The following is a 25,530-nucleotide window of genomic DNA, read 5'->3' on the forward strand; positions in this document are numbered from 1 at the left end:
TTTTATCCTAGGTCAAGTCATGTTTTAACTGATTGGCGATATTACTGCGCGCGAGCTTGCAGACGTCGAGCACGGCAAAGGAGAAAAACGCATGTATGGTATTTTCAAAGCAAGTTAGGGTATTAAGCACACCCGCTTGCTTTAGTTTTTTGGCGAGCAGTATTCCTTCGTCGTAAAGTGGGTCGCAGCCGGCAAGCAGCACACTAGTGGCAGGAAGGTGCGTCATGTCTTCAATAAATAATGGCGAGACATTGACGTCCGCAGCGCTTTGCTCGGGTGCGAGATACCAGTTGCAGGTGTCTTTAATTGCGTCTCTGGTTAGCAACAAGTTTCCATCGCCATACTGCATGCGTGACGGATAGGTTTCATGGGGAGAAAAGGAATCAACTACCGGATAAACTAGGTATAAGTTACTTAGGGTGTTTGGCTGTTGTTGATGTAAGTTATGCGCTGCAACAAGCGCTAAGTTACCACCTGCACTGTCGCCCATCAGTGAAATCTTAGTGGGGTCTAGCTCCAACTGCTGGTGGTTTCCTTGCAGCCAATCTACTATGGCGAGCACTTGCTGCAGGGCGCATGGAAACTTATGCTCGGGCGCGAGGCTGTATTCGACACTGAAAAAAACGACACCGGATTGCTGGCATAAGTCTTTTACCAGACCGTCATAGCAGTCGACATCTCCTAAAGACCAGCCGCCGCCGTGGACAAACACCACCGCGGGACTGGGGCTTGCCAAAGACTGCGCTGGGCGGTAACAGCGAACGCCCACGTGAATACCATTGTGTTCAATGTGTAGGTCTTGGCTACTTACTTGTGCGTCAATTTCTCCCGCGAGCCCCAAAAACATCGCTCTTGCGCCTTGTCGTGAGGTCTCAATGGAGATTTCTATGTCATGAATGTCGCCAGCTTGAGCCGCGAGGTCGTCTAACAGTGCTTGTGTTTGTTTGTCTAATTTCATAATTAAAACTTATATTTAAGGTTGATACCGTACGTTCTAGGCGCGCCGTAATAACCAAGTTGAACCCCAGGTGCTGCGCTAAGATCGAAGCCGTGTTGGCGATAGCGTTTATCGCCTAAGTTTTTGCCGTATAAACTCGCTTCCCAACTGTCGTCCGCGGAGCGGTAGTGTAGTGACATATCAAAGAGGGTGTAGCCTGACTGTGCGAGTACCTCAGAGCTGCTCACGGTGAGATAGGTTTTACTGCGATAGGCGGCACTACCACGTAGCGAAAATTCGCCTTGCGTAAAAGCGCTAAAGAAGTATTCAAAGCCTGCACGGCCATTCCATTTGGGTGAATTAACCAGCTCTCTTTCATCGCTGACTTCTTTCCCAAAGTCGCCGATGAGCTCATCATAACCGCCCCCTAAATAGCCTAGGTTGAGGTTCAGAGTGAGGTTATCGGAAGCCACGGCTTCGAGCTCCATTTCAGCGCCATAAATGGTGGCTTTACCTGCATTTTCAAACAGTGATAAAAACGCGCCGGTGTCGGGGTCGATAGAAAAGCGGCTGAGCTGAAAGTTCTTGTAGTCATTGAAAAAAGCCGCGGTATTTAAGCGAATATTCTGCTTATTCAATAAGGACTTAGAGCCAATTTCATAGCTCCACAAGGTTTCTGGTTCAAAAGGTTGTGCAAATGAGGTGATCCGGCCGTTAAAACCGCCACTTTTAAACCCTTTTCCGGCGCTCAGGTAAACCATGCTGTCGTCAGATATGGTGTAATCGAACACCACTTTTGGGGTAAACTCTTTCCACTCCTTGGATGCGCTGTAGCCTGTAGGGCTATAGCCAATGCCTGTGCCGAATACCGCTTCCATTTCCTCAGCCGTTGTTACACCGGTGCCAAAAAACTCCTCGCCTTTGGACGTGACTTCTTTTTTCTCAATGGTGTAGCGTGCGCCAAGCGTGATGTCGAGCTTTTCAGCCAAAGACCAAGAGAGGTTAGCGTAGAGGGCTGAGCTGGTATTTTCTTGATCGCGTTCTCCTGCGTTAATCACAGGCCAAGGCAGGTAAACATCTGGTGCCACCATAACGAAAAAGTCCGGAGCAACGGAGCCGCCAAAACTCAGATCGTCCTCATTAAAGTAATAGAGCCCAGATACCAAGGAGAACTGGTCGTCTTTGTATAACCATTGAAATTCTTGGCTTATCTGCTGTTGATCTTCGAAATTAAAAATACCAAATGATGCATCGGGGGTGGCATCTAAGTCTAAGTGCGTGCGGTATTCCATTTCGCGTCGAGCAGTGATGGATTTAAATACCGAGTGGCCCGTGAGATATTCAAGCGTTAAGCTCGCTCCCGAGGTATCGAGTTCTTCTAAATCGTTGTAGTTAACGTCAACGAGAAAAGGGTCTTCCTCGGGCGCGTAGTAGCCTTCTTTTACCACCGAATAGATAGGCGTTTCTCTATGTGGGGTGCGTGAGCTTGAGGGGGATGCGTTCGAGCCGTCGACGACTAAATAGGCCGAAAAATTCTCACTTGGTTGATAAAGTAAACTGCCGCGCCACGCTAAGGTGTCTTTGTCGTGGTCGTCACTATTGTTATAGCGATTCTCACTAAAACCATCTCGACTACTTTTGGCAATCGCAAAACGTCCAGAGAGCGTGTCTTCAATCAATGCGCCGTTGACGCTAGCTTTTATCGTCCGAGCATTATAATTTCCAAGTGCCACGCTGACATACCCTTCGTTATCTTGCGAAGGTTTGGCACTACTGAAACGCACCGCGCCACCTATGGTGTTGCGACCGTAAAGGGTGCCTTGTGGACCGCGTAATACTTCGATTTGTTCCGGGTCGACAACATCTAAAAAGGCACCTTGAACGCGCCCAAGATATACGTCGTCGAGATACACACCAACGCCAGGGTCATTAAAGGAGATAGAGTCAATTTGGCCAATTCCGCGAATATAAATGACGGCGTTGGAAGCATCACCTGAGTGCAGGTTAAGGTTCGGAACGTGAGATGCCAAGTCACCGAGGTCTTGTACGTTCATCTTCTCAAGCTCTGAGGCGGAGAGCGCGGTCACCGCAAGTGCGACATCTTGTAGGTTTTCGGTTTGCCGCGTTGCGGTAACGCTGATCCGCTCAATTTTTTTGCTTTGCTGAGTGCTTAGCGTGGACTCCGCTTCGGCATAGCTATGGCCTGATAATACAGCCGCTATCAGAAGTGATAGTGTATGCGGTGGTATACCTTTGGTTGAACTGACTCTGTGCGATTGAGTTGCTGCAATCATGCTGAGTAACCTTTCGTCGTTATTATTATGTTCTCCAGTATAGGAATGAAGAAAATTCAATAGCTAGGACAAAAACAGTCAACTTGATGAGCAAATTAGCTCATTACGAACATGGATATCTTATTCATCCATTCAACTCAAACCTGTTCTACGGCTCAATGGGTGTTTATATTATGATGCTGATGAAAGTGGCTTAGAGTGTTCAAGTAATTCTTACGGTCAGGTTTTGTGTGATAAACAATACTATCCTGATGACATTTCTTTGAGAGATGACAACTTATGTATCGTTGAAAATGGTAAGTTGGAGTGTTTCGAGTTGGTAAAAGAATGGAGCCAAGAAGACCCTAAAATTCGACTGCAAGCGCGTCCAACAAATTTAGATTCTATTAGTAATGGAAGCGCAGCAAGAAAATCTTACCTTAGTTGGGAAGGTATTAGCGTATGCGCTTTATACACAGGCGGCTTTTTGTGTGACAGCGACAACTCTGGGGCTGATTGGAGTTATCCTAGTATGTATTTTGATAACATATTATCTCTGGATTTAAGTGAGGACCGTATTTGCATGGTTAGAGGTTATCAGCAGATTAATTCTCGCTTTGTGCAATGTATCGAGGAGGGAACTCATGAAGAACTGTTTGTTCCTGATGACTTATTAACTACTAAAAGTGTCTCAGTTGGTGCTATAGAAACATGTGTTTTAGAACTTGATAGAGCGGTGTGCTGGAATCGCGCTAATGATGTATATAGCAAACCACTCGTTAATCCGACGCAACTCAAAGTATACACTTACCAAGCTTGTGCAGTAGATGATAACGGTCTATCTTGCTGGCCCTTAGGGAGTAATGAAGGAAAGGGGATAACGCTTCCTTCGATTCAAAATGTGACGAAATTAATGGAAGATTCAACCTGTGCGGTGGGAGAAGATGGTCTATTTTGCTGGGATACTTTTCCTTATTATGGGTATGGGCAAAGAGACCGAGCACTATACTAGTTTAAAGGCATTGGACTGGGTTGAGCTCAGTCCAATGCACGCAACAAATTATCCGATATGTAAAGATTGCATGCTAAGCCCTTAGTTAAAATTGAGCGAAAGAATTATTTACAATTTTAGTATTTGCTGAATTATTGTTCTTTATCTCTAAAGGTGATACTTTGGGGTACTCTTTTAAAAAGGGTACAAATTATCAATAAGGAAAATAAAGAATGAAATTGAAATTACAAAAAAAACCACTTAAATCTCTATCTAATAATACCGAACTCAATGCGCAAGCGACTCCTCAAGTAGCAGGTGGCGTGAAGCAAACTGAGTGGTGCAGCATGGGTCCAAAATGTTTAGTTACCGGCACTTGCTATCCTACGGATAAAGTTGCCTGTACGGAAATGTAATATTGATTCGTGATGCGGACCTAGTTCGTATCACGTTTTATGCTTTTTTGTATAAATAACCTTAGCTTCGGATAGTTAATGCCATCCTAGCCGTCAGCTTTGGCGCTAACCGGATTGAGCTCACTTTCAATAACCAGCTATCGTCACGGTTAAGCTTCATTTAAATCAAACTCTGGTTAATCGCCTTTATGACCGCTTGGGTTCTGTCTTTAACTTCAAGTTTTGCGAGTATTTGAGAGACATGGTTGCGAATGGTGCCTTCGGAATTGTGTAAGGTGTTGGCGATGATTTTGTTTGACATGCCGAGAGATAAACAGCGCAACACTGCTTGTTCTTTTTCAGTCAATTTTTCTTGTGGTGCTAATTGCTGATCTAGAAGGTAAGTCGTCAAAGCGCTTTGTAGCACTTTTTTCCCTGCAATCACTTGTTGGATGGCGTCGATTAATGCCTCTAGTTCAATATTTTTAAGTACATAGCCCCGTGCACCAAGATTAATGGCCTTTACCAATACATCGCAATCTTCAAAGGTAGTGATAATCAAAACTGGAGTGGGTATTGCGTTAGTGCGCAATGCATTAAGTACACCTAGTCCATCTAAATTAGGCATGCGCATATCCAGTAAGATGATGTCAAATTGTTGTGAAGCGAGTAACTCAAGTGCCTGTATACCGTCTTCAGCTTGCCCTTTTATACAAATGTTTTCGTCAAGGTTAAGCAAGTTGGCTAGGCCTAACCTCACCAAGGTTTGGTCTTCCACGAGTAGGCAATTGATCATGTAATATTCTCGGATAAAAGGTTAAGTTCGGGTACAGGTATGGTTATTGAGCTGATGAGCTTTTGATTTTCAATTTTTTGTGTGAATGAGCCGTTAAGTAGTGCTAGTCGCTCATGTAGCCCAGATAAGCCATTGCCTTGTTTTGGCAAGCTAGACTCGCTTTGGTTGTGAAAGGCGCTAGCTTTTAGATTATGGTTTGCTGTGTCAATTACGACCTCAAAATTGATATGATTTGCTTTGGTATGTTTGAGCGTATTGCTTACCATTTCTTGACAAAAACGGATCACGCAGAGTGAATGCGCTTGCGAGATTTGTTCTGATCCACGGTCTAGCTTTAAGGTGTAGCGCAAATTGGGTGTGGCCGTGAAAATTGCTTCTAGTGCTTGTTTCAAGAGTGTTTTATTGTGGCGCTGAGTGGATACGATACTTCTTACTTCCTCAAGCAAAGTTTGGCTTAGTTGATGGCAACTCGCTAGGGTTGGCTCCATATCTTCGCTTGCCGTTCTTTTTGCGAAATCAAGATTAATACTCAGTGCTGTGAGTTTATGGCCTAGTGAATCATGCAATTCTCGGGAAATATTGAGTCTTTCTTGCGCTGCTGACATGGCTCCCATCATGTGTTGCGCGGCTTTAAGCTCTTTGTAATTTTGCCGAGATTGGTAGTGCATATTGAGGCTCTCAACTATGCGTCTGCTGACAAACCAGTTCATTGCACAAAAAAATAGCCAAACAGCAAAGGTGATCCAAGGTACGCTACCCTCCCACCTTGTATAGTGTGTAAATCCGTATACCAGCATAGCAAGTAACACGGCAGACAGAACTTTAGGGAATGAAAAGTGCGGACTAAAAATTGCAGAAAACATGACCAAATGAATAAAAACTAATGAAGTTGTTGATACCTGCATAAGTAGCGCTATCAATACTAGGTAGGTACAGGCTGCCGCATGGACTCGCTTATTTGGGTTGTGAATGATAAAAAACAGCAATGTCAAAATGGCACCGCTAATGATTAGCTGGCCGACCAATGCGAGCTGAGAGTTACGGTAATACATACATGCAAGTGTGACACCTAACCAAGAAGCAAGTGTTGAAAAACGCCAGTCTGTTGTATGGCGGATAGGAGAGTCCATCATTTCTGCGCAAAGTTTTTATTTTTGATTATTACAGAATCGCTATGGTGAGAACAGTGATAATTGTCATAGTCAAAATATGAGATTTATCACTGGTGACGTGACATCACTTTACTAAGATAGTGATGGATATCGGTAATTCATATGAGGCTTATTTATGACGGATATGGCAACGATTTCTTCAATGGCTACTGTTCAATGTGGCGTCGCTCGTGCTGATGGAAGATTATGGGCGACGGCAGATACACTGCATTTTACTCCTTTCAATACCTTGCTGGGGCTAGGTCCATATCAAATTGATGTCGCTGATGTGATTAAGGTTGAACAGTGCCTTGGCAAAGGCGCAGGACTGCTTCCTCTTACAACTCAAGCGATCCAAATTACATTAAAGAGTAATCAAACGTTCAAATTTATTTTATCAGAACCTGAATCATGGGTAAGGTGGTTCAATTCTATTGACTGTTGATTAAATGAAAAGGATTTAAACCCCATAATTTATAGATGGCTTTCTTTAAGTTGTTGTAAATTTTTAATTTTAATTTTTATTTTCCTGGTTGGTTTCATTTGGTAACTAGTTTGAAGAAAGGGATTGTTCAGTTTGATAATTAACCTATAATTAATTTGGCAGGTAGAAATAAAGCTGATAACCTATTGCCCGTCTCAAAATAATCTCACTTAAACACAAGGATTATAGTGTTATGAATGCTCAAAGATTGGAGCGCATATTAAGTGCGTTTTTACCTTCTTTTATTGCCAAGCAACTAGCTAAATCACCAAAACTTTTGCTGTTTGTTGTGCTATTTATCACCTTGCTCGTCATTTTTATTATTAAAGTCGCCTCTTTTGCTATTTACTCTTTGGTCGTGGGAGCTGTGTTATTCGGCTGTTGGATGGCGTGGAGTGGCACTAAACGCATCATGTCGAAGCGCAAGAAACGAGTGTCTTAAAGTTAAATCAAGATACTCTGGGCTTGATAATTATTACGTAATTAATCTGAAATATATTTTTTCGGTTTGTCTGCCGTATTAGATATTACATAAATTGAAAATCTCAATCTATTTAAGGAAAAATAACCATGAGTCTATTAAATAAATTCAAAACTCAAGCGCAATCTATTGGCAGTAGTATTGGTGAATCTACCAGTAAACTAAGCGGTGATATTGTGTCTTCAACGAAAGACAATGCAAAGCTTGCAGGTTTGAAATCAGATATCGCGTCAATCGATGGTCAACTTAATATTGCATACCAAGATATTGGCCGCAAATATATTGAAAACCTAATCAAAAACGATGGTGCAAATCTTGAAGCTGTATTGCAAGACACTATCGAGCGTATCGATCCGTTAATTAAGCGTAAAGACGATCTGGAAGCGGAAGTTATCGCTATCGAGAAGCAACTAAAAGATCAGATAGTTATCCAGGAAAAAGCGGTTTTCCAAAAAGAATTTGATGGTGAAAAAGAGAAACTAGAAAAAGCGCTAAAGCTTGATGTTATCTCACAAGACGAGTTTGATACTAAGCTGGCTAAAGCACGTTTGAAACTGGACAATTTCGATGAAATTCGTAAAACCAAAAAGCAGCACGAAATGGGTCTAATCAATAAAGAAGAATTAAAAGAAAAGCTAACTGCGTTAGGTGCGTAATCTAACGCTTAATTACTCCCTGATTAGCCAGCGCTAATAATTTAACAATTATATGAGCTGGCTACACTCTGCGTTATTGAAAAATCATATTCAAATCATTGCGTTTACGTTATTCGCTTTAACCTTAAATTGGCAGCGATTGTTTAGTAAAGTGGAATACCCCACATGTAGATGCACATCAATTTAATTGGCTAAATTACTCAATTCGAAGACTCTTTATTGCAAGGCTTGCTTCGCCACCTTCTGTGTCTGTCAAGCCTGGTACAAAGTAAAGTGCGGAAACATGCTTGAGTATGACCCCTTTGTCTTTTGACCAAGCAGGTGTCCAGTTGGGTCTGGCAAAATCATTCAGAGCTACGTTGATTGTTTGCCAAGTATCTGATGCTGGTAATTTAGTTTGGTAGTGAGCATAGCTTTTATCACCTGAGCCGCCATACTCCTGTTGCGATAACTTAACTATCAAAGCGTTATCACTTTTATACGTCAGTGCAATGTTGAATTGAGAGGGGAGCTGTTTAGTGGGCAAGTCGTAAATAAGCTCTACCCAAGAGTTGTTTTGTTTATCGACTCGCGGCACGCGTTTAAACTGAATAGCAACTTGATCTTCATGAACAAGTGGGCCATTCAGAATTGCTTGGCTGCCATGCGGATCGGTCGCATAACGCCATTGTTTTGACTTTAAGTTCGGCTGAGTATAGCTACAGCCAGAAACCGCTATAACGAATAAAAGTGATAAAAAACGCATAGAAAGATCCTTAGAACAACGTCCCTAAAATATAATTTTTTAGTTTATTTACAAGGGGGTAATATGACAACGGGGCGCATGTGCATTTTTGGCCAATGTTAGAAAATTTCAAGTCATCATACTTTAATGTGGCTTGCTAAAGTTATGGCACCTATCATGAGAGATTGATTTATTGGTGTGGTTGATCTCATACTGTTTCTAATACAGGTTAGCTAGGGTCTAGCAAACAAATAAGGAATCGTATGGAAACGGAGTTTATCTCTTTTATTTTTTATCTTTTTGTATTTATTGGCGCTGTTTTTGCTCTACAAGATAGACAAAGGCTTAAGCAACTTGTCAAAAAAGTACATCAGTTACAAAATACGATAGAGCAGCAAAGTCGCCGGATCTCGACACTTGAAGGTCGTGAATTCTCAGATCAAGCACGTTCAGAGAAGAAGCTTTCTGTGCGTGGACAAAGGAATGACGAAACAGCTGATAGCACATCATTAACTGCACGAACAGCATTGGGTGGCTCCATTGCAACAGCCAATCCTACACAACCTCAGCAGCCTGAAAGCGACAGTATGGTGACTATCGCAAGAGCCAAGCCTAGTAAGAGTAAACCAGCCTTTGAATTTGACTTTACTTTAGATTCTTTATTAAAAGGGAATGGACTTTTTTGGATAGGTGCCGTAGTGCTAGCCTTGGGCGGCGTTTTTCTAGCGAAGTACTCTATTGAAGCCGGACTTCTTCCCCCTAGTGTGCGAGTGATACTGGGGGCCCTTTTTGGAATTAGCTTGGTTACTGCCGCTGAAGTTGTAAATCGCTACAAAGAAAAGCTAAAAATTAATACGCCATACATTTCTGCAGCACTTGCCAGTGGTGGCGTGATCACTTGCTTTGCCATGACATTGGTTGCTTTTGATTTCTATCATTTTATACCGGCTAATATGGCCTTTGTTTTACTCGCCATTATTTCATTGGCTGCGACCTCTTTGGCACTGAGATTTGGCCCTGTGCTCGCAGGTATCGGCATCGTTGGTGCGTATGTCGTGCCTGCTTTGGTATCGACCGGTTCTAATAATATCGGTGCGTTACTGCTGTATATAAGCTTTGTTTCACTCTCTGCGATTTGGGTTGCGGATTATGTGAAGCGCAAATGGCTGTGGTGGCAAAGCTTTGTTGGGCATTTCTTATGGTTTTGCACCGCGGTTGCGGTTGGTGGAAGCGGCGACTTTTGGGTGCTGCTGATTTTTGCGCTTATCTCTATGTACTTATATGTGTTGGTAGACGTACTGGGTTGGCGACTGACGAATTCAATGATAAGTCCGTTGCCTGTCAAAGATTTATTAATGCCAAGGAAAGAGCAGTTGGGAATTTTACTCCCACTGTTACTTATCGCATGTGCGCTAATAATAAAAACCCAAATCGATACGCTTATTTGGGCTAATGTCTTATTTGCTAGCGTGGTTTTGTGTGCGGCTTATAGACATAGTGCATTGGATAGTTGGCCATTTTATTTACTATTGTTTGTACTTCTCTCATTCTACTTGATGCCCAAAGTGGGCACTTACGACGACGTACTTTTTCCTTTCACCGGTAAGTATTTGTTTATCCAAGTAGCAGTGGTCATCACGATGTTATTTAGCATGATGATGATTAAGCGATATCCATCAAGACTCGCTTATTTGATGCTGTTGAACGTGGCACCACTTGCGCTTTACGGTGTAAGCTACGCTATTTCTCCTAGAGTCGCAGAAGCAATTTTATATCCTGTATGGGCGGTTGAGATGTTGGCCATCGGGCTCTTCGCTTCGTATTGTGCGATGAAAACGGATACTAATATTCAGCAGGTCACTTACCTTATTTTGGCGAATGCCATGCTGAGTTTGTGTTTTACGATGTTACTCTCGGCAAGCTCGTTGACTTTAGCGATTGCGGCACAAGTGGCGTCTATGAGTTATTTGAGCTGGAAGTACAAAGTGCGTATACCTGATTGGTTGTATAAGGCTGCACTTATTGCCGTTGTTACCCGTCTTACTTTTGCGCCTTGGCTTGCAGATTACAAGCACGAAACGATTTTAACTATACATTGGACACTTGTGGTCTATCCGCTGGTGCTGGGCATCATTTGGTTTGCTACCAAACACAACCCTTCAAAGGCCCTGAACACTTGGTTTATGGGCGTCGCAATGCATATTGTGGCGCTTCTGGTTACGACCGAAACAAGTTATCTCGTGATTGGTGACTACCCTGATTTTACTAATCTCGGTTTCCAAGAATCCGTGTTGCTTGCTTTGAATTGGCTGGTGCTTGGCGCTGTATATCTGTGGCGAGGGCAGCTCAGCGACAAGGGCAACAGACTTTATCCGCTTGCAGCTAGCTTGCTATTACTTGGAAGCGCGTTGCTCCACGCCGATATTTCGTTTGCCAATAATCCGTTTTTTGACAGGCAATATATTGGAGACGGCGTGTTTAATTGGTTACTTTTGCAGTGGTTGGTACCAGCATGCGTATTCGCTTTCATGCTCCAGTTTAAGTTAATACCACCGCAATTTAAGCGTTTGGTATACGGGCTGATAGCCTTGCTAGGGGTCTTGTTTATCAATGGTGAAATTCGGGCGTTATTTCATGAAGGTTTCCTTGTGCTGTCGATGCCGATGGAGCAATCCGAGTTATATACCTATTCGATTGTTTGGCTATTGATTTCAACCGTATTAATTTTTGTTGCCAAGCGGATAGAGCATAAAGTGCTGATTAATGCCGGTTTTGCAGGGCTAGCCATTGTTATTTTAAAAGCTTTTGTGGTCGATATGGCAAACCTCGAAGGCTTGCTGCGCGCCTTGTCTTTTATCGGTTTAGGCTTATGTTTGGTGGGAATTGGTTGGCTGTTTCAAAAAATGCAGGATCAGCCCAGAGAGGTAAAACCAACGGTGGACTGATCCTTACATTTTTACAAGCAGTAACCACCGTCAACAGTGATGTGCGCGCCGCGCATTGCTGTTGACCCTACGTTTAACCCGACTATTTATTGCTCGCTTATTCTTGCTTTGTTTTGGATTTCTGTATGGGTCACTCTGGTTAAACGGCATTTGGTGTTGGGTTCAATCATTTCAGCAGAACTGGTATTCTACGCGGCATACTGAGTAAGTGAGAGTAAAGAGATGATCAACGATAAAGATATCATTGAAACTTTGGACGAGCTGGAAGCTTTTTTGTTGCTAATTGATAACGATGGCTTAGGGTTGCAAAACGTGGCCGGTGTGGCACTGGCAACGAACAACAGCGATGGCAGACCATTTATTGCGATTTTGGATGATAAACACCAATTGTTGTTGGGTCGTTGGGTATCTCAAGACGTGTATGAAAACGGCAGAGACATGGTTCGTTACGGACCAAAGAAAGCACATTAATATCCTTTGAGTAGCCGCATGGCTGGATTTAAGATTGGAGTGCAGGATAAACCTGCTTCCAATCCGTTTTGTCGGTGGTTATACGAAGCTGCGTCAGTGCTTAAGCGTCGTTTTCAATATAGACGGAATCGCTTGCCATAAGCTCTATGGCGACGATTTCAGAGCGGTTCATGGTGAGTTTATACCTTTCTAACTGTATTCCTTGAGAAGATTTAAACCGCATTACCAAGTTGATTTGATAGCGACGTTCAACTGACTTTTTCGAGACCTTTTTCCCTTCAAGGCTATAAAGCTTTCCTGCGCCTTTTTTTAGATAGCGTACAAACGAACTCATGTTAAAGGTGATACGTTGCTGTACTTCTTCGTAACCGGGTAAAAACTCATCAATATGTACTTGGTTTTTACAGCAAAAATGCAGTAGATGCGCAGCTTGTTTATTTTGCTGTCGACGTTTTTTTAGCAGCTTATCAACGTCTTCTGGTAGGTCTTTTTTGCGAATATGTTCCAGCCATATCGTTTGTGTACAAACGATGGCGTCCGTTACTGAGTTTTTAAACTTGTTGCGCCACTTTGGCCGGCCGCGTTGAATATGACGCCATGCCCACTGGGTTAAGTCTTCTTTGAACGTTTCTCTAAGGCCATAAATTACGCCAAGCAAAGCAATAAGGGCGACGGTGACTTCTTGAAAGTTAGAGCGGGCGTTGAGCACAATAAACATCACAAAGGCCATGATAATACCAGTAACCACTCCGCGAACTAAACGCTTTAGGTTGGTACTTAAGTCGATGGTTTGTTTGTTAAAAACAACACCATATTCAATGAGTCTTTCAAGCAACTTCATTTTATTGGTAATGCGGTTTGGGTCATCCAACGTGACTTGCGAGTTGTAGCTCTGCTCCTCGCGGTATTGGCTCTCTCGTTGACAGAAACTAACAATACAGCTTCGTTCGTGACTAAAGTCGCTTGACTTAGGCCCGCTAGCGATGAGTTTTAAAAACGCTTGCTCAGTATGCCAACTGAGGTAGTTATCTGCGTTTTGATAGTAAGGCTTAAGCTTATTGTCTGGTGGCGTGTAACGCCTGAGTTTTTTCAATAGGCGTTCGGTTTCTTCCACTAATAATTGTGCGGCTGGATAAAACTCATCAGCCTCTTTTAGCTTCAATGTCTGTTTTACATCGGCATCTAGCGCAATGCGGATCTGGTAGCAAAATAGGTTTAGATTAACGCGGTAATCGGTTTTTTGACCTTTGCTTTGGCTGATAAAGCGGCTACGTACCAAGGGGAGATGAAGCTGCTCCGAGTAATATGCACTGTGACTTTTTATATTGGCATTAAAGTAGTCTACTTCGTTCAATGTGTTGGTATTAATCCCCATATCGGTTGGGATTGAAAAATACAGGTCGAGTTGGTTTGTCTCTTTGGGAAGGAGTTGATAGTTGATTTTAAAAGATAAGCTTTCGTCTTGACTTAGTTTGGCTCTGCTCACTCGGGTATGGTGCCTCCTGATATTGTGCGCTTAAATATTACCATAAAATATTAGATAAAATGAGTGTAATTAAATTGTAATTACCTGTTCTTTTGTTTATTTTATGTAATCTTATATTTAAAAGGAAAGTTAAATGAAATTATCATATCATCTAGTTGGTCTCTTGGCTTTTGGTGTGGGTTTTAATTGTGTCGCTGCTGCGCATGAACTCCCATCAATGGGAGAGATTGGACAGTTTAATGTAGATGAAAGAATGCGAACTCTATTTACAAATCCATCAAACGTTAAGCCGCTTCAGAAAGTATCATTTGCGATTAAAGAGAGTGTGGCGCAAATAACACCAGCATGTCCAACATTACATACTGGAAACCTATATACGTTAACAAATTCTCAGGCTGGGAATATAAATTGCTACCATTTTGAAATTACGGAACGAAGTAAGACCACTGCTATTTTAGTGGATCAAGTTGGTGCTACTAATGTAGATCTTTCTATTCTACGCCATAACAATGACGATACATATACGTTACTGGGTTCTTCGAAAAATCCCGGAAATCAGGATGAATCAGTTGTTATATTGACGGAACCTGGGCATTATTACTGGTATATCGAAGTTGTGGAATCAGATGGTACACCATTTAACTTCGGTGCTGCAGTTGCAACTGAGCTTGATGCAAATGAATTCAATGATACAGTCGCTTCATCAACGATTTTACCTGATAGACAAAATAATATTGTCGGGAACATGGATAGTATTACGGACATAGATTATTTTCAGTTTACAGCTGTTCGAGGACAAGATCTTTCTTTGAAGCTTGAAAGTACAAACATTAATGAATATATTTTCGAGATTTACAATAATGGGTGGATGCCAATAGATAAAGGTAAATATATCCCAGTTACAGGTCTGCAGGAAAATCAACCAATCAACATCAGGGTTAGGGCTAACACAGCTATTTCGGCTAACCCGAGTAACACCTACAGTTTGCAAGTTGCTTCTATCATCACCTCATTTAGCAATCACGTTGTTTCTGGGGAAAATGGTGTAATTCGCATCCCTTATTCCGCATTTAGTAACCCATACCTCACAACTCAAGCTTATCACAAACTGAATTGGTCATTAGTGCTACAAGATTCTACAGGAGCACCGGTTCAGGGAGCTACGGCTACATTGAAGTTTGTAAAGGATTGGTACAACCCAGTTGACAGTATGGTAGGTTATCAGCAAACCTCTAATTCGGATGGTATAATTTCCGGGCTAGTTGATCTGAATCTCTGCGATGAAAACGAAGCGCGAGTTAGGCATGTCGACTATAGTATGGGCTATAAAAATACTTGGGAGTCGCAATTTGAACGAGGTGCATGGCGAATCGAGATACCTACCAATGTTGACTTAAATGATGATGAAAAAGTGGATTTGATAGGTGTTGGCGGTGATAACTTTCCATGGGTACATTTCGCACATATATGTTACCAAAGGTTAGTTTCCAGTACGCCTTCATAGACCAAAGGTATATTAGAGGCTTTAACGGATATTAGAGCCTCTTGATTAAAGATTAAGAATACCTAACCGTTGCATTTTGTCCCAGCTGCTCAGCAATATTTTGAATAAATCCATGCCCAGTCAATTGTCTTCCTAGTGCTAGAGTCGTTTGTTGTGTTTCTCTAGGACCATCCATCAGTGCTTTGAAGTCGATTATATCTGCGAAATTTTCGCTAGTAACATCATACTTTCCCCAGAGTTTACTGGTGCCGCCATTATCGTCTCGTTCCATCTGCGTATATTGTAAGAAGTTGGCTTTTACTTCATTTGCAAGGTTGACTAGTGCCTTATTGCTATTGAGCTTTCCTTCTAAATAAGTAATATCTTCAGCCGAGATATTACCTGTCACCTTCAATTCGCCCTGTTCGTTGACTGAAAACCCCCACTCATTTTCAGTCAGTTCAGGTCGTTCAGTGGCAATATCCGAGAGTGTTTTGTCATATTCTTTAGACATGCTATCCGCCGATTTAAACATGCTGCCACCCAGATAAAGCTCGGCGATTGCTTCACCAGTCATAACGCTTGCACTTTTTATCGTTTGCTCGACCTCTTTTGATACACCTATCGTTATTGGTCGCTCATAAACTGGTGGGGTCACATGCTTAGCTGTTTGAGAAAATGTATCATTTTTCAGTGCGTCTCCGGATCTCTCGACTTTAGTCTGAGCAACTGTATCTGAGCTTACAGTTGATAGACTGTTTACCAACGTTTCTCTTGGTTGATTTATAATCTTCATATATTTCCTTATCTACGTATAGGTAACGATCTTTTATCGACAACTTAGAATTATAGTTTAATGTTATTTTTATGTAATCTGACTATGGTGCCTTTTTGGATTAGAGATGGACTTTTTCGCCTTCATTTAAAATATACAGTGGCGTTTTGGCTTTTAGCACTTGTTGCATATGCAGTAAGCGGAAAAGCGCTGAATGTGAGGTTTTATCTCCCATTTTCCAACTAGCATTGCCATAGCCCCAAGGCACCATGACTTTACAGCCGAGCTCTTTTGCGGCAGTCAGTGCATCTTCTGGTGTGGTGTGTACTTTACGATACCAATCAGGATGTTCTTCGCTGTAGTATGAGGCAATTGGAAGTAGGCACACATCAATATCACCATATTTTTCTTGAATATCTTTGAAATGTGGTGAATATCCCGTATCTCCAGCAAAAAATAGAGTCTTGCCTTGGTGTTCTAATATCCAGCCACCCCATAGTGCAGCGCCATGATCTTCGTATAAAAACGGCACCCAAATACGGCTGCTAAAGTGATTTGCAGGCACAAAGTGTGCAGTTACTTCACCAAGTTGTTTGCTTGAATACCACTCCATTTCAGAAACCTTGTATCCATCTTCAGGAAAGTGCTCTGCAAATCCAAGTGGGGTGAGGTAATTTGGCCCAGTACCAATCGCTTCGATATCGCGCTTGTTAAAATGATCGTAATGAATGTGGGAGTACATTACGGCATTGGTTTGTTGTAACTCTGTTTGACTGAGCTGTGCAGGTTGATTGCGATTAAACCCTTCTGAGAGGCGAAATGCCCAGTTTACAGGCCAGTCAAATTGAGCCGTGACGGGGTCAAACAAAAACTGTTGCCCATCTTTGGTGTTGACTTTAAAACTCGCATGTCCGAGCCATTGGATAGCAAAGCCGGTATTGAGCGAGAGAGTGGGGTTGTTGCCAACGTACGTGCAATCTTGCATTTCGGACTGACATTGAATTTGTTGGGTGACTGGATAGCAGTTTTTTTCGCAGGTCACGGGATAATCTTTAAACTTATTGTAGATGTTGGAATATCTATCTTCATACCCTTCTACAGAGCTATGTTTTACCACGGAAGACTCAGATTTTATTCGCTCTACAACATTACTATTACTGCAGCCTGTTAATGTGATTATGACTGCCAAAGCAAGCCTTTTCATGCCCATTCCTTTTTATAATTATTAGGGCCTGTTGACCTTTGCTGTTTGATTTTTGTTCTTCTGAGTGTGTTTTGGTCGCGGCGCTCGACTTGCAGCCTAGTAATCTAGGCAAAAGTTGAGCAACAATGAACAAAGCGCACTCAGATGAACCCAAAGGGCAGCGCTTGATTAGCATTTCTACTGTGTTATCGCCAGACTTACATAGAATGACTATGCTACGCTGGCTCTGCCTTGTATAAATACCAATCAAACTGCTGCAAAAACAAACTTGAAAGATCAACAGGCCCTAGTTATTTTTTGGAGTTTACCAATAAAAGGGAATGGGGTGTAGCGGTGAATTAAGCCTTAGGTGAGAGTTGGATTAGTGCATAACCCAACGCTCATTGTGGGTTAGAGACTAGGAATTACGTTCCTGCGCCTCAAACTTATATCCCGCTCCGTAAATAGAGTGGATAAAGTCGTATTTAGGCGCGATGCTTTGCAGCTTTTTACGAATATTTTTAATATGGCTATCTATGGTTCTGTCGCTAACAATGTGGCTGTCATCGTAGATGTGATCCATCAATAAGTCGCGGCTATAAATTCGGCACGGGTGTCCGTACATTGCCTTTAAGAGCATAAACTCGACATAAGTGAGCGTCGCTCTCGCGTCGAGGAAGGAGACAAACAAGCTCTCTTCGTCCAATTTAAGTTTGCTCTCGGTTTCTGACACTGTGCCGCGCTCATTTAGCGTCACGCGTCTTAAAATTGCCTTCACCCTTGCGACGACTTCTTTTGGACTATAAGGTTTACACACATAATCATCAGCACCCACTTCAAGACCAAGGAGACGGTCGATTTCTTCTACTTTGGCGGTGATCATGACAATTGGCACGTTTGAATAAGCTCTGATCCGCTTGCAAATTTCGATACCGTCAAGGTTAGGCAGCATGAGGTCGAGTAAGATAAGGGCGGGTTGCTGTTGTTTAAAAGCCTCTTCAGCTAAAGCGCCATCATGAACACAGTGGCAGGTATACTCGGCTTGAGCCAAATACTTACTTAAAATATCGGCAAGTTTTGGTTCATCTTCGACGATTAAAATATGTTTGTTTGGCACGGGGGAAACTCATTATCTTTTCAGTTCAATAATAATAGCGAGACCACCCAGTTCGCTCAAGCCCGCAGTGATTTTTCCGTTGTGGGCAGCAACAATACTTTGGCAAATGGCTAAACCAAGGCCAGAGCCACCCGTTTTTCTACTCCGCGCTTCCTCTACTCGATAGAGTCTATCAAATAGTTTGTTTAGCTGTTCTTGTGGTACAGAAGGTGCGCTGTCCTGCCAGTAAATTATCGTTTTATCTTGTCGTTGTATGACTTTTACATCGAGATTTCCCGGTTGTTCAACTGAGGAGTCTGTGTAACGCAAGGTGTTTTGCAGTAAGTTGTCGAATAGCTGCCCAAGGCGCTGCTCGTCACATTCTAAGGTAATATGCTCATCGCATTGCAAGGAATAAGCAAGATGGTGCTTTTCAATTTGGTGACTACTTTTCGCGAATGTGCGTGAAAGCAGGTCGTAAAGGTTTTCTTTATCCATGTTGTAAGTAAGTGCACCGCGGTCTGACAGCGATAGTTGATGTAAATCGTCCACCAGCCGAGTCAATCGTTGGATCTCTTCGTTAAGCGACATCAGTTGCTCGGGATTGCTTGCGATAATGCCATCAATCATGCCCTCAAGTTCCGCGCGGATCACGGCAATCGGCGTGCGTAGCTCGTGCGAAATATCCGCTATCCATTGCTGCCTAGCTATTTGATTCTGCGCTAATGTGTCTGCCAAACGGTTCATATCTCTGGCAAGCAAACCGAGTTCGTCTTTACTCGCGATATCGACGCGAGCATCGTAATTTCCTTGTGTCAGTGTTTTTGCATTGCGGCGCAACAACACGATTGGGTTGACCATATATTTACTAAAAGGCACGGCAATCACTAAAGTAACCAACAGGGCGACGAGCGCAATGATGATGAACTGTTTACGTTGTTGCTCTGCAAACAGTTGGTCGAAGTCATTGCGTACCAAGCCACTTTGCTCGACACCTAAGTAGGCGATAATCTGTTTGCGTTTAGGCTGCGCCAAATGGTCGCTTTGATAGACTGGGAACCACAGCGAAGTCTGCTTACTTTTCGGTGTGCCCATAATAATATTGCCTTGTGCGTCTTTGATCAGCAGGCGTTTTTTATTGTCAAAACGCGGTGGGGGGCCATCACGTCTTCTTGGCCCTCCTTCGCCTCTTTCACGATGTCTTGGTGGTGGACGAGAATGTAGCCTGTCTCGCGGTCGCTCATCCTCAGAAAGACCATAAAAGCTACGTACTATGCTGTCCCAATCTTCTGAGCCTCGATACACCCAGTCCAAAGAACCATGGCGTGCGTAAGTCTCGGCAACTTGCGTTACCACCTCTTTGAGCTGTGCTCGAGAGGTATTTTCAAGATAGGCAGTAAAGCTCTTTTCAAACGCTAATTTATTGGCGATATAGATAGCCAGCACCAATGTGGTGTTGGCTATCAAAATTATCAGCAATAGTTTGACGCGAATGGTCATTTTCATGGTTGTTGTTATTCCACCGGTTAACGTTGTGCATGCAAGCGTAAATTATCAGGGTCTGGTGTGCGACGGTTTGGCATCCATTTTCTTACGCACCGTTGGTCTTTTGCACACTTGTCTGTCAAGGCATGTAAAAACGCAACGAGATCCTGCTTTTGTTGTGGCGCTAAATTGGCGGCAACAAAGGGTGATTGGCGCAGTAACGTTAACGCCGCTTCACTATTTTCTCTCGCTTGTAGGTTTAGTGTGTCACACTGAGCGGTTAAGGAAAACTGCTTTAATCCACAAGCACCACCACGTTGAAAAAATTGCTCGACGGTTTGCTCAGGGTTTGAGTAATGATTGACCACTTGTTCTAACGACTCGTAGGCTCCTGCGTGACCATATGGCGCAGTCAGGGCAACATTTATTAAGCTTGGGACTCTAAACGCAAATTGGTTGCGAGTCGAAGGGTCAATTGCAGCGCGTCCGATATCGGCCTGATTATCTTGTGTACCAATACCATACTGTGGAAAGGCGAGGTTAAAGAAACCATCGTTAGTGAAACGTTCACCGCTGTGGCACCCAACACATCCTGCACCGCCTTCAGCTATAGGAGTAAAAAAGAGTTTAGCACCACGTTTTTGTTTGTCGCTGAGTGCGCCACGGTCACCTCGGGCATAGCGATGCCAATTGGTATCCACCATCACAAATGACGCTTGATACTGGCCGAGTGCAAAAGCGATACTATCAAAGGTAATTAAGGTTTGCGCGTCAGCTTGCGAGTTGAATGCTTCTCTAAAGGCTTGAAGCCAATCATTGGTGGCCAAACCTCCTGCTTCTTCACCGTAATCGCCAATACGCTGGGCTAAGTGTGAGCGGACTTGTTCATTGGTTTCGGCACTTTCGAAAGCCTCACCACGCATTTCTTCACGAGAGGTGACAGGAAAGCGAGACAGGGTTGCAACTAGTGAATCTGCCGCGTTTACATCTGGTTGGTTAAAACCTGAATCAGGCGTACTGATAAAACTGCTTTCATTGCCTTGGTCGTCAGTGATAGTCACACGTTGAACACGGCCATCCCAAAATAAAGCGTTGTTGGCAAATCCGGTATTAAAAATGGTGGGAGAGTTACGTGGAATATTGATGTTATCGTTGACTGCTTGGCGACTTGGGCCTACCACATCACTTTCTAGTGCGTTTGTACCTATTGGCAACGAAAGGCCATCGGCACCACCGAGCCTTGGGTCGTGACAGCTCGCACAGGCGACTGATTTTTCTCCCCCAAGGGCCTTGCTAAAGAATAACTGCATGCCGAGCTGAGCAATGGGATCTGAGATCCTCGGTAGTTGCTGCGCACCTGCGACTCTGCCAGTAATACCGCGAGCGCGCATAATTTGTGAGAGTTCATCATCCAGTGCTGAGTTTGGTTGTGGCTGGCCTGGAGGCGGAGGTGGTAGAGGCTTATGTTGTGCTGCTATTGGTAAACTTGCCACAGCGGTAACAAGTGCCATTGCACGTAGAAAGTTCGCGTTGTTCATCGTTATTCCAAACCTTATTGTGATTCGAGTTTTAAAATTGGCAGGCAAAAGTGCAGAGAATGTGAAAATGGAAATTTTTGTTTTGGATGAAGGGTTATCGAACGTAAAATATTTAGAAGTGATTTGTATTTTAGTTTTTATTTTAGCTAAAACATTGTGTTAGCATAAGCCACGAACGCTTTATGATGATTAACTTTGTTCGTGGCGTGAAGATCTTATGCAATTAGCAAAGAATTACACTGTATTATCTGTTTACATAGTTTCCGCGATATAGCCACATTGAATCCATGTTTTCATTGTGATTAACAAGGCCAACACCTGTAACAACAGAGTTATTACCTGATGCTGGTGGGAAATATGAAACTTCAATACCGCCACTTCCTGGGTCATAGCAGGTTTTTGATTGGTTCGTTGATTTAACTCCCGTTCCGTAGAATATCTCAGAGCCTAGATTTCCTTGACTATCAAATTTTCGGTAACTCACCCGCAGCGCTGCAATATCATCTGAACCATTGATGCGCCACTCCATACCTGTAATTGCGATATTGTCGGATGTATTTACGTACTGACATTCAAGTTCGTGACTTGGTTTGCTGCCGTAGTTTTTGCTGTAAATCTGACCAAATTCACCATTGCCTAATATTTGACGATACCACAAGGTGATGGTAGTTACCGTTGTTTTTCCGGCTCGAGCACCAATGCCAACTAAGACGTGATCAGGAATTAACATTGGGATTGGGTTTTGCTCAGGAACCATAGTTGCACGTTCACCATACTTATATACATCGACATCAGTAATATAGTAACCCGAGTTATTTGCTTGTACTAACGGTGAGAGTAATAAAGCCGCGACCGGCAAGATATGTTTATTTTTCATAGTATAAGTCCTTTAATTAAAATATGAACAAAGAAGTTTGGCATCATTTCATATTTGTTTACATATGTAAATAAAATGAATATTATTTGTTTTTAAGATCTTATTCATATTTCCTATTTAAAGCTAAAGAAGTCCCACCACGTATTTTATTGAGTCATTCGCTTAACCGATATTTAGCTCGTGTAAGTGGGATTTGTATGCGACGTATTGAGCTTGGGAAGGCTGATAGAATCATCGGCTCAACAGCGCTAATATCAAATGCGTATGCTGGCGCATTGTCATATTCGCCGAATAAGGCGGTAACCTGAGAAAAAGACGTAGGTACAAGCTTGTATGGCGCTAGCGATTGCGGTATGTCAAGTTGATATTGATATGCTTTCACGAGTTGTAATGCGTGATCAAAGTGGCAAATATTCCAACTTTGATTTTCATTGTTTAGCTGCAAAGCCCACACCCCATTTTTATCGGTAGCAACAGAGTATGGGTTTTCACAAGGCGCAGGTAGTGACTGTGTGTTACTGCGCTGCCAAATACCCTGATGATTCAGACAGAGATTCTCTTTGCTATTAAGCGTCACGACTCGTGTGCTGAGCCTTGCTTTACAAGCATCTTCCACTGGTAACCAATAAGCGGGTTTGGTGGTGGATAATACCATAAATCCGGCAGGTCTTTCTGGGTCGTGCGAGGTCCATCCAATAAAATAGTGGTTGTCTACGCGCCACTGGATCATAGCTTAACCGACCTCGTTGGTATTGACTAGCTAAAGGCAAAGCGCCTTGTCGGTCAGCAAACTGGCAATGGATGGTGTCACTCTTCAGTTTACAGGCTGACTGAACCTTATCGAAATTGAGAGGTATTGCAGCATCTGGATAGTTTGGCGTTAGAGGTTCTACATATTGTCGCACTGGGCGCAGGTTTGCATTTTTATCCTGTGAAAAATAGCAATCAGGTTTTGAAACAGAAGGGATGACGGCAATCGTTTATGCTACAACAGCTAATTCACATCCCAGCACACTGAAGCTCAGAGCACAATGAACAGCAAAAAAGCAAAGAGGCATACGCATAGATAGGGCTCCATTTTCCATAAATTAGAAGATAGACTGGCGCTGTTAGCAATTGTAAGAGGAGCATGAATTTTGTGATAGGTGCGGCTAAAGCTATGTAACTATAGGTTGAAACAGCAAAGCAAACAGCTATCTTTAATTGAGGTATGGAATTTAGGTTGTACTGCCATGTCCAAGAGTAGACGTCAATTTCTTGAAGCTTCACTAGCGGCATGTTTGAGTGCTTCATTTCCGGTTAGCCAAGTACTTGCACTAAATTTACTCTCAGAAGATGAACGAGAACAAGAAATGGCTAAGCGCAGTGCTGCCCTCCATATTTTAAGATTAGCTTCCCCATACCCTGCGGATCAAAGTGACTTTATCCCGCACATGCATCAAGTGTTTAAGAAGAATGTTGAGTCTATGACTCGCGGTAAAATCTATGTTGATGTTCACCATAGTGGCGCGCTTGGAAGTGGCCGCGAGTTAATGGCGGCAGTGACTCGTGGACATGTGGAGGCCGCACTTATCTCTGTGTCAAATCTGTCTCGGGCGTTACCTGTGCTAGATATCCTTAATATCCCATTTTGGGCGAGCTCAAATCGCGAGTTTCTCAATCTAATTTGTTCGCCACAATGGCAGTCACTTGTTATTAAGCCTATTAGTGAACAAGGAAAACTGAATATCTTAATGCATCATCTCGTTGGGGGTCGCACATTAACAAGCACAAAACAGTTCAACCGCTTAATTAACTTGCCTGAAAAACTCAAAGGAGTGGTGCTAAGAGTACCTGCTTCTATGGTTTTGAGTCATTTTTACAGTATGACGTCGGCAAATGTTATTGATGTGCCTTGGGCGCAAGTGGCCAAAATGGCAAGAACAAAACATATAGAGGTTATTGACCCTAGCGTTATTGGTTTGTTCGCAGGTCCTGATCTGCTTAAAAGCGAGATAGGGCAGGTAGCTTTACTCGAAAGTGTCCCCGATGCTTGGGTGACCGTCGCAAATCAGCATTGGTTAGATAGTTTGCCACTGCGCTTAAAAGGGGAAATCGAGGACGCGAGTAAGCAAACATTTCATACTCATATTGCGCAGATTGAGCAACTGCAAAAACGCTGTGAGCGCGAGCTCATGGCCTTGGGCGCAAAGCTGCACCCTTTAAGTGTGGACGAAAAGCGCGAATGGCAATTAAAGTTTGGTCATCACAATGCACAGTGGAACAAGGTAAAGCGAGAGCTACTTGGCAGTACTCGCGCATTTCAACAGCTGGTAAATGCGACAGAAAAAGAGTTTACTCAATAGCCCTGGTTGAGAGCAACAACTGGCCTTCTCGCTATTGTTACTCCCAACTCAAACGAATTATTGGTACTCTGTTATCGACTCTCTTTAACCAGTGGAATGCCGTTGGTGCCAACCGGAATATAAACCGTTGTATGGTTAGGAGATTCTGCCATTTTTAGCTGCGCATTTATCGCTTCATGTTGTAAGTAGTTTGCAGTAAGTGTGGCGTTGATGATCTTTTGCGCTTCAGCGATACCTTTTGCTTCTTCAATCCGAATTTCCGCATCTTTTTTCGCAATGGCCTTTTGAGTTTCTTTTTCTGCTAGCAGCTGTTGCGCAGCGAGTTTCTTTTCTACAGCATTGGCTACGATATCTGGATAATTAATGTTACCGATCACCACTTGCTTGATATCAAATGGCGCTAACTGTAGGTAGCCTTTTAAACGTTTTGTGACGATTTCAGCAATTTGTTCGCGTTTGCTTTTTAATGCGCCGCTGTCGTATTGTTGGACTTCGTCGCGAACATAGGTTCTGAAAGTTTCGCGAACAAAACGCTGATACCAATTCTCTGCACCATAATTTTCGACGACATCTTTTACTGTGTCTGGCTTAATTGCAATGACTGCATGAAAATCAAAACTGATATTCAAGTCATCCTTGGCTAAGATCTCAAAGCGCTCAGTATACGTGTTTGGACGCATATCGATATTGACGACTTGATTTCTAAGCGGGGAAAAACCATAGTTGCTCGGACCGATTAAGCTACCTTGGTAACCACCAGAACCAAAAAATCTAGGTTGCTCAAAAACATAGCCTTCATGTCCTGCGGGTGTGCTGGGGTTAGTGCAAGATGTGATGGAAAAAAGTAACACAATGCCAATCACGATAATAGATATAATTGAGCTTCCAATGCTAGATTTTGATTTCATCATAGATGATTCCTTTATAGGTACTTTGTTCGCTATGATAGGTGACAATA

The 25,530-nt window shown here is 42.9% G+C and carries 24 protein-coding genes; 9 read left to right on the forward strand and 15 right to left on the reverse strand.

Going from position 1 to position 25,530, the window contains the following annotated elements; translation table 11 throughout:
* Positions 1-7 precede the first annotated feature (7 nt).
* Together L1271_RS19985 and L1271_RS19990 are read right to left on the reverse strand one after the other, a co-directional pair.
* The gene (locus L1271_RS19985) at positions 8-958 is read right to left on the reverse strand and encodes an alpha/beta hydrolase (protein WP_235368632.1); all 951 of its coding nucleotides are present in this window, start codon (positions 956-958) and stop codon (positions 8-10) included.
* Positions 959-960: 2 nt separating this feature from the next.
* Complete coding sequence (locus L1271_RS19990) at positions 961-3,231, reverse strand: TonB-dependent receptor (RefSeq protein WP_235368633.1); 2,271 nt, start codon at positions 3,229-3,231, stop codon at positions 961-963.
* A 262-nt stretch (positions 3,232-3,493) separates the two neighbouring features.
* Between L1271_RS19990 and L1271_RS19995 the strand changes: the two genes are divergently transcribed.
* Positions 3,494-4,222, forward strand: coding sequence for a hypothetical protein (locus L1271_RS19995; protein WP_235368634.1), 729 nt, complete (start codon positions 3,494-3,496; stop codon positions 4,220-4,222).
* Positions 4,223-4,434: 212 nt separating this feature from the next.
* Positions 4,435-4,617 carry a hypothetical protein gene (locus tag L1271_RS20000; protein ID WP_010607278.1) on the forward strand — a complete coding sequence of 61 codons (183 nt, stop codon included), beginning with the start codon at positions 4,435-4,437 and terminating at the stop codon, positions 4,615-4,617.
* A gap of 160 nt (positions 4,618-4,777) precedes the next feature.
* Here L1271_RS20000 and L1271_RS20005 read toward each other — a convergent pair whose 3' ends face one another.
* Together L1271_RS20005 and L1271_RS20010 are read right to left on the reverse strand one after the other, a co-directional pair.
* On the reverse strand, positions 4,778-5,392 hold the full coding sequence (locus L1271_RS20005) for a response regulator (protein WP_010607277.1): 615 nt from the start codon (positions 5,390-5,392) through the stop codon (positions 4,778-4,780).
* Entirely contained in the window at positions 5,389-6,525 is a 1,137-nt protein-coding gene (locus L1271_RS20010; RefSeq protein ID WP_233525211.1) for a sensor histidine kinase, read from the reverse strand. Before L1271_RS20010 ends, L1271_RS20005 begins: the two co-directional genes overlap by 4 nt.
* A 154-nt stretch (positions 6,526-6,679) precedes the next feature.
* Between L1271_RS20010 and L1271_RS20015 the strand changes: the two genes are divergently transcribed.
* From L1271_RS20015 to L1271_RS20025, 3 genes are all read left to right on the forward strand, one after another.
* Complete coding sequence (locus L1271_RS20015; protein WP_235368635.1) at positions 6,680-6,988, forward strand: hypothetical protein; 309 nt, start codon at positions 6,680-6,682, stop codon at positions 6,986-6,988.
* 232 nt (positions 6,989-7,220) lie between these two features.
* Positions 7,221-7,469, forward strand: coding sequence for a hypothetical protein (locus L1271_RS20020; protein WP_010370628.1), 249 nt, complete (start codon positions 7,221-7,223; stop codon positions 7,467-7,469).
* Between the two features lie 128 nt (positions 7,470-7,597).
* A complete protein-coding gene (locus L1271_RS20025; RefSeq protein WP_017217868.1) occupies positions 7,598-8,164 on the forward strand; it encodes a hypothetical protein in 567 nt (188 codons plus the stop codon).
* A 196-nt stretch (positions 8,165-8,360) separates the two neighbouring features.
* Here L1271_RS20025 and L1271_RS20030 read toward each other — a convergent pair whose 3' ends face one another.
* The gene (locus L1271_RS20030; RefSeq protein ID WP_235368636.1) at positions 8,361-8,909 is read right to left on the reverse strand and encodes a carbohydrate binding domain-containing protein; all 549 of its coding nucleotides are present in this window, start codon (positions 8,907-8,909) and stop codon (positions 8,361-8,363) included.
* Positions 8,910-9,151: 242 nt separating this feature from the next.
* Between L1271_RS20030 and L1271_RS20035 the strand changes: the two genes are divergently transcribed.
* On the forward strand, positions 9,152-11,833 hold the full coding sequence (locus L1271_RS20035) for a DUF2339 domain-containing protein (RefSeq protein ID WP_235368637.1): 2,682 nt from the start codon (positions 9,152-9,154) through the stop codon (positions 11,831-11,833).
* A 222-nt stretch (positions 11,834-12,055) separates the two neighbouring features.
* Positions 12,056-12,304, forward strand: coding sequence for a hypothetical protein (locus tag L1271_RS20040; RefSeq protein ID WP_102056307.1), 249 nt, complete (start codon positions 12,056-12,058; stop codon positions 12,302-12,304).
* 100 nt (positions 12,305-12,404) lie between these two features.
* Here L1271_RS20040 and L1271_RS20045 read toward each other — a convergent pair whose 3' ends face one another.
* Positions 12,405-13,790 carry a hypothetical protein gene (locus L1271_RS20045; protein WP_102056308.1) on the reverse strand — a complete coding sequence of 462 codons (1,386 nt, stop codon included), beginning with the start codon at positions 13,788-13,790 and terminating at the stop codon, positions 12,405-12,407.
* A 133-nt stretch (positions 13,791-13,923) separates the two neighbouring features.
* On the opposite strand from L1271_RS20045, the gene L1271_RS20050 reads away from it, so the two are divergent.
* Positions 13,924-15,294: a hypothetical protein gene (locus L1271_RS20050; protein WP_235368638.1), complete on the forward strand. Its 1,371-nt coding sequence runs from the start codon at positions 13,924-13,926 to the stop codon at positions 15,292-15,294.
* 52 nt (positions 15,295-15,346) lie between these two features.
* On the opposite strand, the gene L1271_RS20055 is transcribed toward L1271_RS20050, so the two are convergent.
* From L1271_RS20055 to L1271_RS20085, 8 genes are all read right to left on the reverse strand, one after another.
* Positions 15,347-16,069 (reverse strand): hypothetical protein, encoded by a 723-nt coding sequence (locus tag L1271_RS20055; protein WP_102056310.1) that lies wholly within the window; start codon positions 16,067-16,069, stop codon positions 15,347-15,349.
* Between the two features lie 100 nt (positions 16,070-16,169).
* Positions 16,170-17,252, reverse strand: a complete 1,083-nt coding sequence (locus tag L1271_RS20060) for an MBL fold metallo-hydrolase (protein ID WP_235368639.1) — start codon at positions 17,250-17,252, stop codon at positions 16,170-16,172.
* Positions 17,203-17,427 carry a hypothetical protein gene (locus L1271_RS24880; protein WP_328266130.1) on the reverse strand — a complete coding sequence of 75 codons (225 nt, stop codon included), beginning with the start codon at positions 17,425-17,427 and terminating at the stop codon, positions 17,203-17,205. Before L1271_RS24880 ends, L1271_RS20060 begins: the two co-directional genes overlap by 50 nt.
* Positions 17,428-17,649: 222 nt before the next feature.
* Positions 17,650-18,348, reverse strand: coding sequence for a response regulator (locus tag L1271_RS20065; protein ID WP_235368640.1), 699 nt, complete (start codon positions 18,346-18,348; stop codon positions 17,650-17,652).
* A gap of 12 nt (positions 18,349-18,360) precedes the next feature.
* Positions 18,361-19,833, reverse strand: a complete 1,473-nt coding sequence (locus tag L1271_RS20070) for an ATP-binding protein (protein WP_235368641.1) — start codon at positions 19,831-19,833, stop codon at positions 18,361-18,363.
* A gap of 20 nt (positions 19,834-19,853) precedes the next feature.
* Complete coding sequence (locus tag L1271_RS20075; protein WP_235368642.1) at positions 19,854-21,350, reverse strand: cytochrome-c peroxidase; 1,497 nt, start codon at positions 21,348-21,350, stop codon at positions 19,854-19,856.
* A 244-nt stretch (positions 21,351-21,594) separates the two neighbouring features.
* The gene (locus L1271_RS20080) at positions 21,595-22,227 is read right to left on the reverse strand and encodes a hypothetical protein (RefSeq protein WP_102056314.1); all 633 of its coding nucleotides are present in this window, start codon (positions 22,225-22,227) and stop codon (positions 21,595-21,597) included.
* Positions 22,228-22,381: 154 nt separating this feature from the next.
* A complete protein-coding gene (locus tag L1271_RS20085) occupies positions 22,382-22,957 on the reverse strand; it encodes a hypothetical protein (protein ID WP_235368643.1) in 576 nt (191 codons plus the stop codon).
* A gap of 502 nt (positions 22,958-23,459) precedes the next feature.
* Here L1271_RS20085 and L1271_RS20090 point away from each other — a divergent pair.
* Positions 23,460-24,572, forward strand: a complete 1,113-nt coding sequence (locus L1271_RS20090) for a TRAP transporter substrate-binding protein (protein WP_235368644.1) — start codon at positions 23,460-23,462, stop codon at positions 24,570-24,572.
* 71 nt (positions 24,573-24,643) lie between these two features.
* Here the strand turns inward: L1271_RS20090 and L1271_RS20095 are convergent, their stop codons facing one another.
* Positions 24,644-25,483, reverse strand: a complete 840-nt coding sequence (locus tag L1271_RS20095) for an SPFH domain-containing protein (RefSeq protein WP_416348746.1) — start codon at positions 25,481-25,483, stop codon at positions 24,644-24,646.
* Positions 25,484-25,530 lie beyond the last annotated feature (47 nt).

It is taken from the genome of Pseudoalteromonas sp. OF5H-5 (genome assembly GCF_021530695.1).
GTDB lineage: Bacteria > Pseudomonadota > Gammaproteobacteria > Enterobacterales > Alteromonadaceae > Pseudoalteromonas.